Origin of the sequence: Streptomyces yangpuensis (assembly GCF_001005295.1) — a bacterium.
GTDB classification, from domain to species: domain Bacteria; phylum Actinomycetota; class Actinomycetes; order Streptomycetales; family Streptomycetaceae; genus Streptomyces; species Streptomyces yangpuensis.
In genome coordinates this window covers 2,009,284-2,017,384 of sequence record NZ_LBMK01000002.1, presented here as the reverse complement: position 1 = coordinate 2,017,384, position 8,101 = coordinate 2,009,284, and the positions used below count along the sequence as shown (strand labels likewise).

At 71.4% G+C, this 8,101-nt stretch carries 8 protein-coding genes; 3 read left to right on the top strand and 5 right to left on the bottom strand.

The features are described 5' to 3' along the window. Nucleotides 1-330 precede the first annotated feature (330 nt). The gene (locus tag AAT21_RS35560) at nt 331-621 is read left to right on the top strand and encodes a response regulator transcription factor (RefSeq protein ID WP_079025634.1); all 291 of its coding nucleotides are present in this window, start codon (nt 331-333) and stop codon (nt 619-621) included. 898 nt (nt 622-1,519) lie between these two features. After that, complete coding sequence (locus AAT21_RS14320) at nt 1,520-1,774, top strand: DUF6400 family protein (protein ID WP_046776937.1); 255 nt, start codon at nt 1,520-1,522, stop codon at nt 1,772-1,774. 248 nt (nt 1,775-2,022) lie between these two features. Here AAT21_RS14320 and AAT21_RS14315 read toward each other — a convergent pair whose 3' ends face one another. The 4 genes from AAT21_RS14315 to AAT21_RS14300 form a co-directional block, all read right to left on the bottom strand. Further along, the gene (locus AAT21_RS14315; protein WP_079025632.1) at nt 2,023-2,589 is read right to left on the bottom strand and encodes a DUF4232 domain-containing protein; all 567 of its coding nucleotides are present in this window, start codon (nt 2,587-2,589) and stop codon (nt 2,023-2,025) included. 176 nt (nt 2,590-2,765) lie between these two features. After that, nucleotides 2,766-4,382 (bottom strand): serine/threonine-protein kinase, encoded by a 1,617-nt coding sequence (locus AAT21_RS14310; RefSeq protein ID WP_157879686.1) that lies wholly within the window; start codon nt 4,380-4,382, stop codon nt 2,766-2,768. Nucleotides 4,383-4,448: 66 nt separating this feature from the next. After that, nucleotides 4,449-4,973 (bottom strand): hypothetical protein, encoded by a 525-nt coding sequence (locus AAT21_RS37480; protein ID WP_235438881.1) that lies wholly within the window; start codon nt 4,971-4,973, stop codon nt 4,449-4,451. Nucleotides 4,974-5,468: 495 nt separating this feature from the next. Continuing rightward, nucleotides 5,469-6,755 (bottom strand): hypothetical protein, encoded by a 1,287-nt coding sequence (locus AAT21_RS14300; protein WP_046776935.1) that lies wholly within the window; start codon nt 6,753-6,755, stop codon nt 5,469-5,471. Between the two features lie 95 nt (nt 6,756-6,850). Between AAT21_RS14300 and AAT21_RS14295 the strand changes: the two genes are divergently transcribed. Beyond that, nucleotides 6,851-7,153 carry an SDR family NAD(P)-dependent oxidoreductase gene (locus AAT21_RS14295; protein WP_235438789.1) on the top strand — a complete coding sequence of 101 codons (303 nt, stop codon included), beginning with the start codon at nt 6,851-6,853 and terminating at the stop codon, nt 7,151-7,153. Nucleotides 7,154-7,168: 15 nt separating this feature from the next. Here the strand turns inward: AAT21_RS14295 and AAT21_RS14290 are convergent, their stop codons facing one another. After that, on the bottom strand, nt 7,169-8,095 hold the full coding sequence (locus tag AAT21_RS14290; protein WP_235438857.1) for a serine hydrolase domain-containing protein: 927 nt from the start codon (nt 8,093-8,095) through the stop codon (nt 7,169-7,171). Nucleotides 8,096-8,101 lie beyond the last annotated feature (6 nt).

The following is an 8,101-nucleotide window of genomic DNA, read 5'->3' as shown; positions in this document are numbered from 1 at the left end:
CCGGACCGGGAAGACCGGGCCAGGCGGGCCCGGGCCGGGCGGGGCCGGCCGGGCCGGGAGAGCCGGGAGAGGCGGACCGGGCCGGGGCCGGGACCAGGCGGGGCCGGGAAGGGAGTAGAGGAAGGGAGGGGGCCGAACCGGGCCGGCCGGGGCCGCAAACACCCCCACCGGGGCCTGTCACACGCCTGTGACAGACGACAGACAACCCCATGAACTCCCACAGCCACGCTCTACACAAGAGAACAAAAAGGACATTCCGCCAAATGTCCTTCTCCTGCTTCCGAGGACGCGAGCAGCGACGACCCAGCCGCCCCCGGCAGAGGAAAACCCATGACCCACACACCCACCACCCCCCACACCACCACCCCCAACCCCACCCCCCAACCCCCACCCGAACCCGCACCCGCACCCGCACCCGCACCCGAACCCGCACCCGAACTCGCACCCCGCGAACAGGAAACACTCCGACACATCGCCGCCGGACACACCTACCACCAAACCGCCCGCCACATGGGACTCTCCACCCACACCGTCGACGCCTACCTCCGCCGCATCCGCACCAAACTCAACATCAACACCACCGCCGAAATGACCCGAGCCGCCATCACCCTCGGACTCTAACCACCACCCCACACACCCACACACACCCACANACATCAACACCACCGCCGAAATGACCCGAGCCGCCATCACCCTCGGACTCTAACCACCACCCCACACACCCACACACACCCACACACACAGACACACACAGACACCAGCACGGACACGGACACGGACACGGACACGGACACGGGCACCCCCAGACCCAAGCCGAAGGCCCGGTCAGGCCAGGCCCCACCAAAAGGCAAACAGACCGACCCAGAGCGGACCGAGCCGAGGCACAGCCAGGCCCGACCGCAGACAGGCAGGCAGGCAGGCAGGCAGGCAGACCGAACCGGGCAGCCGGGGCCAACAACAGACCCCAGGACAGGACAGGCACCCAAACCAAGCCAGAACCCGGATGCGAAACCAAACGCGGAGCCGACACACCGAACCAGGGCACAGAGCCTCGGCAGGCCAAAGGGCAGACACGGGACAACCTCCCCCACCCAACAGAAGCCGCACCCCCTCAGCAAGCACGGCCCGGCCCGAAGCCTGCCCCAGGTACTCGCGGATGAGGTCTCTACCAGGCCCACCCGACGGCCGACCCTCCCCGCGTCCCTGTAACCGCACCCCGACAACAACACCCCGCACACCCCACCCCACCCCACAGGCATGAGCAGCCGCCCCGCCCAGCCCGAGTCACGAGAATGCCGAGGCCCATGTGGTTCGAGGCCCGTGCGGGGGGTGGACTCGGGAACGGAGACAAAGTCGGGCCGGCAGATGGGGCGGGCTCGGGGGTCGGAGGTGGGAAGGGTGGGCGTGACGTGACGTGTGGCCGTGCACGGGGGCTGGGGGACGGGACGCTGGTGGGGCGGCTGTGACTCCGGCCACCCTCCCTTGACCGGCCAAGGAAGGGCTACCTAACTTCGAGGACATGGCCCCCCACGAACCTGCCGCGTCCTCGCCGGTCGACTTCGAGCTCGACCTCACCCCCCACGAGACACTCCGGCGCGCCCACATGATGGAAGCCCTCGGCCCCGACTGGAACCCGGTCGAGGTGCTCCTCGGTGAAGAAGCCGCTTACGACCTGCTGTACTCCGGGCTCGATCCGGAGCAGCAACAGATCCACGACACCCTCGTCGCAGCCGGGATACTCCCCGCTCGCGGAGACCATCGTGCTACCCCTTGACCCGCAGGCCGACCCCGGACGCCGCGCCTGGGCACCCTGTCCCCACTGCCGCGACAGCAACCACTGCGAGCCCTGCACGCAGCAACGGACCTGCCCCACGCACTGGCGCTACCTTCTCGCCAACACCGGCAGCCTCCTCCACCTCCAGTGCCCCAGCTGCAACCACGTATGGGCACACGAGACCCATTTCGGCGCCACCCGCGCCCACTGGAACCCCCGCTGAGCGCGTACCGCCGCGGACGCCGGGGTCAGGAGGCGGGGCGGAAGGCGGTGGCCCGGACCACGGTGCCGCACAGGGCGAAGTTTCCGCCGTCGTCCGGTGCGAGCTGGAGACGGGCACCCGCGACACCCAGGACCATCGAGGGCGCGGCGAAGGGCTCGGCACCCGAGGCGCAGTAGCCGTCGGCCTCGCCCAGTACCGGCGTGAAGGAAATGCGGGTCTGGGCCGCACCGCCGGGGGGCAGCTCCACCGGACGCGCCGGGCCCATACGGACGACCGTGAGGGACTTGGCACGGGCAGGCGAGCCCTGGCCGGCCAGGGCGACGGCAGGGTGGCCGCGCAGGACACACGCCTCGGATCCCTCGTTGACGACGGTGATCCGCACCGCGTTCGCCCCCAGGCGTTCGGCGCCGTCCGCCGCGAGCTGACCGCTGCCGCACGGAGGTACAGGCGCACGCACAGGCGCTGCAACAGCAGCGGATTCAGTTCCGGCGGCCGGTGCCGCGGCAGCAAGCAGGGCTACCACGGCGGCGGCCGCTCCCAGGGCCGTACGCAGCCGGCCGGGGGCCGCAGCGCCGTTCACGGTGTAGGACATGACACTCCTTTGCATGCCGCGCTGTGCCGGTGTGCAGATGGGCCTCCTCCCAGCCTGGCACCGCCCTCCCCCGGCCGCCTGATCTGTCAGCGTCGGTCGGCCAGTCCCGGTCAGTCCTGGTCGGCCAGTCTCGGTCGGTCAGTCCCGTCCAGTCGCGGTCGGCCAGTCTCGGTCGGTCAGCCTCGGCGCGTGAGGGCCTCGGGGGCGCCCGCCGACTGGGCTCCCTCCGACTCCAACGCCAGCCGGTCGGGCTGCGTCATCGTGAGGACGTAGAGGTTGCCCCGGGGACACTCGAACGTCGCCGAACGGTCGGTGGGATGACTGGTCACCGCAGCGAAGACAGCGGAGTCCTGGCGGATCTGCCGCAGCTCCAACGCCTCGGTGCAACCCAGGTTCCGCCCGGTGACCAGCTCTTTGACATCACTGACCTGCCGGCCCACGACCTCGCCGACCGCCCCCGCGTTCAAGGTCACCGTGACCGAGAACGCACCCGCCCTGACCCGAGTGACACCGTCCGCCTCCGGCGTCCCCGGACCGGTGCCGGTCCAGGTGCCCACCCACGCCGCAGGCAGAACCTCCGGCCCCGATACCGACGCAGACGCGACCGGGGCCGGGGTCTGGGTCAGGGACGGGGTCGGGGACTGGGTGGGCTTGTCGCCACCGCCATTGTCTCGGTCGCCGTCCATGAGCAGCCGTAGTGGGAAGAAGGCCAGAATCGCCGCCACGGCAACCGCACCGCCTACGGCCAGCAGCCGGCTCCGACCCGAGAACCACCCGCCGCCGGACGCCGTGGGAGGTGTGGCAGGTGGGGAGGGCGTGGCAGGTGTGGCCAGCGATGGTACAGCCGGTGGGGCCGCGGGCACCGGAGGTACCGCCACCACCGGCGGAGTGAGCAGCCGGGCCAGTTCGGCCTCGCGGCGCGCGACATCAGCCTCCAGGGCAGCCGGCACCGCAGTCCCCCACTCCCCGGCCGCCGGCCCCGCAGCCGTCAGGCGCTGCAGGAGTTCCGCCGCGGTGGGGCGCGCTGCCGGATCCTTGGCCAGGCAATCCCGCAGCAAGGGCGCCAGATCCCCCGGGACACCGTCCAGACGGGGCTCCTCGTGAACGATTCGGTAGAGGAGAGCCGGCAGCGTCAGCTCCTCACCCGCCGCCAGAAACGGGCCGCGCCCCGCCGCCGCATGAACCAGCACCGCAGCGAGAGAGAACACATCCGCCGGAGCGGAGGCGACAGCGCCGGTGGCCTGCTCCGGTGCGAGGTAGCCGGGAGTCCCGATGACCGCTCCGGTCTGCGTGTAGCGGGCATCGCGCACCACGCGGGCAATGCCGAAGTCGATGAGGAAGGGACGCTCGCGGCCCAACAGCACATTCGCCGGCTTGATGTCGCGATGAACGACCCCGGCAGCCTGCACCGTGACCAGCGCAGCCGTCAGCTCCCGGGCCAGAGACAACAGAGGGGGCAGCGGCAACGGCCCGTGCCGATGGACCCACTCCGCCAGCGACGGTGCCGCTACGTACTCCGTCGCCAGCCACTGCAACACGGCCCCCGGCGGACTGAAGTCAACCACCGAGACCATCCAAGCGCCCCGCACCCGGTCGCTCGTACGGATCTCCCGGTCGAAACGCTCGGCGAAACCCGCATCCGCGCTCAGATCCCGGTGCACGGTCTTCAGCGCGAGAGGCCGCCCCGAGGCCGTCCGGGCCAGGAAGACCTCGCCCATCCCACCCTCACCCAGACGCGCCAGCAATCGGTATCCACCGATCTCCGACGGGTCACCAGGCCGCAGAGTCTCCATCAAGCCCACCCCACCCCCGCCCCCACCCAACCGATCCAGCCCCCAGACCCTTGCGCCAGGGCAGGGTCAGCGTGCGGCACGCTGGTCGTAGACGGCCAACGACAACGCCCTCACCGCAGCATGCGCCCGCTCGGCATCCACGCCCTGATCAACCGCCTCCAACGCCGCAGCCGCCGACACCCGCACGGCCTGCGGCAGACCCTCATGCGCACAGACACGGTATGCGACGCCCCGCCGCGCCACGCGCTCCTCCTCACTGACCCCGAAAGCCGTCACCGGGAAGACCGCCGCCTGGTACACCGCAATGCTGACCAGCACCGCATCCGCGACCCCCTCGGCATATCCACCCACCCCCGCACCCGCGACAGCGACGGGAGCAGGGGCAGGCGCAGCGGCCGGAACAGGGGCAGGAGCAGGAGCAGGGGCAGGGCTGAGGAAGGCGGCCACGTGGCGGCGCGACAGGAACGATCCGACCCCCGCGCCCAGCCCAGCCGCCGTCGCAGCCAGCACCCCCGTCACTCGCCCACCCAGCAGCAAGCCGAGGCAGGCCCCACCCGCCACTCCGCACATCACCAACACGAAGGTGATCATCAAGTGGATTCGGGCAACAGGCGAGAACCTCATGCCCAGCAGTATCCACACCCACCCGCCACCCGCCGAATGCCCGTCCGCCGAAACCATGACCCCGATGCCGCCGCCGAGCCGGCCAGAACGAATGATCGGTGCATGCAGCGAGAATGCTTCGACGACGTCCCTCTGACCACATTGATTCCCGGCCTGTCGCCTGCCGACGTGGCATTCCTGCGGGATGTTGCACGCGTCGTTGACTCCGCCCGGACCGGAAGAACGGGGTTGGCCGGCCGACCCGCGCCACGCGGACTACTGGCGTGCCGAGGCGGGGCTGCCCGCACGCCTGGCCTCCTGAGAAGCGGGCGGTTGCCCGACACCCCCCGTAAGCCCGTAGCCCGTAAGCCCGTAGGCCGATGTCCTCAGCCTTGCCGAAGTGGATGTCGGCCTCGGCGGCGTGGCCCCAGGTACTGACCCGCACATGAGTCGGCCCCCCTCGATACTCGCGTCGGCAGAAGGTCAGGACCGTACGACGCGGGAGCCATGCGGAGCGCCGGCCGGGGTACGCAGCGTCTCCAGTCGGCGCTCGGCCAGGCGTAGACGGTCCGGGTCCAGCAACGGCAGCGCACGCAGAAGACCCACCAGCGCGGGTCCCAGCTCCAGCGCCCCAGCCCGGTCCTTCAGCTGCGTCCAGCAGTACAGGGCACCTGCCGCCGCGTCCTGGACCTCGGCCGCATCCGCGCCCTGCAATGCCAGCCGAGCCCGCCCCGCAGCCGTCCACAATCGGGTCGCCGCGGCGAAATCACCCGCCATCCGCGCAAGATCCGCCCGGATCTCCCCGCACTGCACCGCCTCTGCCGAGGCCTGCCCCGACCGTTCCACCACCCACCGTTCCCATGTCCTCGCCAGCGCGTCGGCCTCCGCATGGCGGCCTCTCATCGCCAGCGCATGCAAACGTGCCCGCGGATCCTCCGTCCCCACCACTGGCAGGGAACCGGTCACCGCTTCCGCTGCTTCGACAACCCGCGCGGTCCCGGAAAAAGCCACAGGCTCCGGAGCAGGAACAGGAACAGGAGCAGGTACGGAGCGCGTCTCCAGCTCCCGTGCGGACGGCACCACCAGCGTGCCCGGCGCCAGCCCGGCCGACCCCGCCGCCAGGACATGCAGCTCCACGTTCGACGGCCGCACCGGAGCGCGCCGTAGCTGGTCGATCCACTGCCGTGTGTACCCGCTGACCCCGCCGACCGCCGCCGGGGCACCCGGCCCGCACACCACCCCGAACGCCTCCACCCCCGCAAGGCCGGCCAGCCCCGGCAGCGTCCCGGTCTCCTCCACCAGCGGCCACGCCGCCTTGTCCGCCACCAGGTCGACCACCACCGTCGTCTCACCCGCCGTACGTGAACGCAGCTCCCCCAGCAGCCACTCCCACGGCAACGACGTGTACCGGACGCTGGCCGCCGTCGTCCCCGCCAGCGCCACGAACAGCCCGCGGCCACGACCATGACCCCGACCGCGACCGCGACGATCAGCTGTCAACCGCCCGGATACGTAGACGAACAGCGGCCCTTCCGCGGCCACCGCCACCCGCAGCCGTGCCAACACCGTGTTCGGATCGCGTACTCCCTCCAGGCACACCATGTCGGCCGGCACCCCACACCCCAGCAGCGCATCCGCCGGGACCATCGCCAACGCGGCCACGTTCACGCCGGGAGCCACCAGCACGCCGCCACGGCGTATCGCTGCGTCCCCCGCCAACAGCAGTACGTGCCCGCGCCGCTGACCACCACTCACACCACCGAAACCCATGACCCGACGTTACCCACATCACACCCTGTAGCGCACGCGCACCCCTGCCGCCCCAACCACCCCCAGGCCGCGCCTGGCCTGCGCACCCCGTCTGCGTGAGCCCGGTGATGGCCGCCGCCAGTACGGCGGCGCGCATCCTCCTGCCGCGCCCGACGACGGTCAGCAGCGAGGGGCAGCGGTTCGCCCGGTTCGACCTGGGCAACCCCGACGCCGAGCGCGGCCACCGGCCCCTGTCCACCTCCATCCAGTCCAAGCGGGCCAACCTCTACTTCGCCACGGAACTGCAGCGCAGGGCCGATGCCGCCGGGCTCGGGCTGCGCAGCATGGCCGTCGCCCCCGGGCGGGCCGCTGCACCGTCCACACCGACGGCGCCAACAGCGCCCGCGCCCGGGACGTGAGGGGCAGGCGGGCTGTCACTGCAGTCCGCCGTAGGCAGCCATGATGATCTCCAGTCCGCGGTTGTCCTCCTGCGTGTCCCGGTCGAGCATCCGGTTCATGACGTAGGCCACCGTCATGCGTGAGCCGGGGTCGCTCGCGACCAGTGAGCCGCCCCATCCGCCCCATCCGAAGGCGGTGCCGAACCTGCCGAAGCCAGTGGTCCAGGACACCGGCGTCCGCAGGACCCGGTCCTCGCCGTGGAACTCCTCCTCCCACGCGGGCTCACAGCCCCGGGACGACAGCAGCCGCACACCGCCCGCCGACCCGCGGTTGGCCAGTACCGACTGGACGAGGGCGACGGACCGGGCGTTGCCGAAGCCGTTCACCGCCGGGATCTGCGCCCGGCGCCAGGCCGCGGAGTTGATGTCCCGGACGCGGATCGCCGCACCGGGGTACTCCCGGCGTACGCCGTCCGGCCCGAGCGGCGCCCTGGAGGCGTACGCGTCGGTCAGCGACGGCGGCGGGACGAGCGGTGCGACTCGGCGGTCGTGCTCGGCGCCGAGCCCGAAGTGGAAGTCCGCACCCAACGGCCCTGCGACCTCGTCGGCGAAGAACTCACCGAGGCTGCGGCCGGTGACGCGGCGGACGATCTCACCCACCAGGAACCCGAAGGTGAGCGCGTGATAGCCGGCGGCCGTTCCCGGTTTCCACTCGGTCGTCTGCGCGGCCAGCCCCGACGTCACGCTCTCCCAGTCGTAGAGCTGCTCCACGGTCGTCGGCCCCGCCAGGTCCGGGAGCCCTGCAGTATGCGACAGCACATGCCGTACCAGCACGTTCTGCTTGCCCGCGGCCGCGAACTCGGGCCAGTAGGCGGCGACCGGCGCGGCCAGGTCCAGCTCGCCCCGGTCGGCCAGGATCAACGCGCACAGGGCCTGGACCACCTGGAGGACCGCCTCGACCAGGACGTC

Coding starts and splice junctions, on each gene's coding strand:
- AAT21_RS14315 (WP_079025632.1), bottom strand. CDS start 2,589: ATGTCCTACACCGTGAACGGCGCTGCGGCCCCCGGCCGGCTGCGTACG.
- AAT21_RS14310 (WP_157879686.1), bottom strand. CDS start 4,382: ATGGAGACTCTGCGGCCTGGTGACCCGTCGGAGATCGGTGGATACCGA.
- AAT21_RS35560 (WP_079025634.1), top strand. CDS start 331: ATGACCCACACACCCACCACCCCCCACACCACCACCCCCAACCCCACC.
- AAT21_RS14300 (WP_046776935.1), bottom strand. CDS start 6,755: ATGGGTTTCGGTGGTGTGAGTGGTGGTCAGCGGCGCGGGCACGTACTG.
- AAT21_RS37480 (WP_235438881.1), bottom strand. CDS start 4,973: ATGATCACCTTCGTGTTGGTGATGTGCGGAGTGGCGGGTGGGGCCTGC.
- AAT21_RS14320 (WP_046776937.1), top strand. CDS start 1,520: ATGGCCCCCCACGAACCTGCCGCGTCCTCGCCGGTCGACTTCGAGCTC.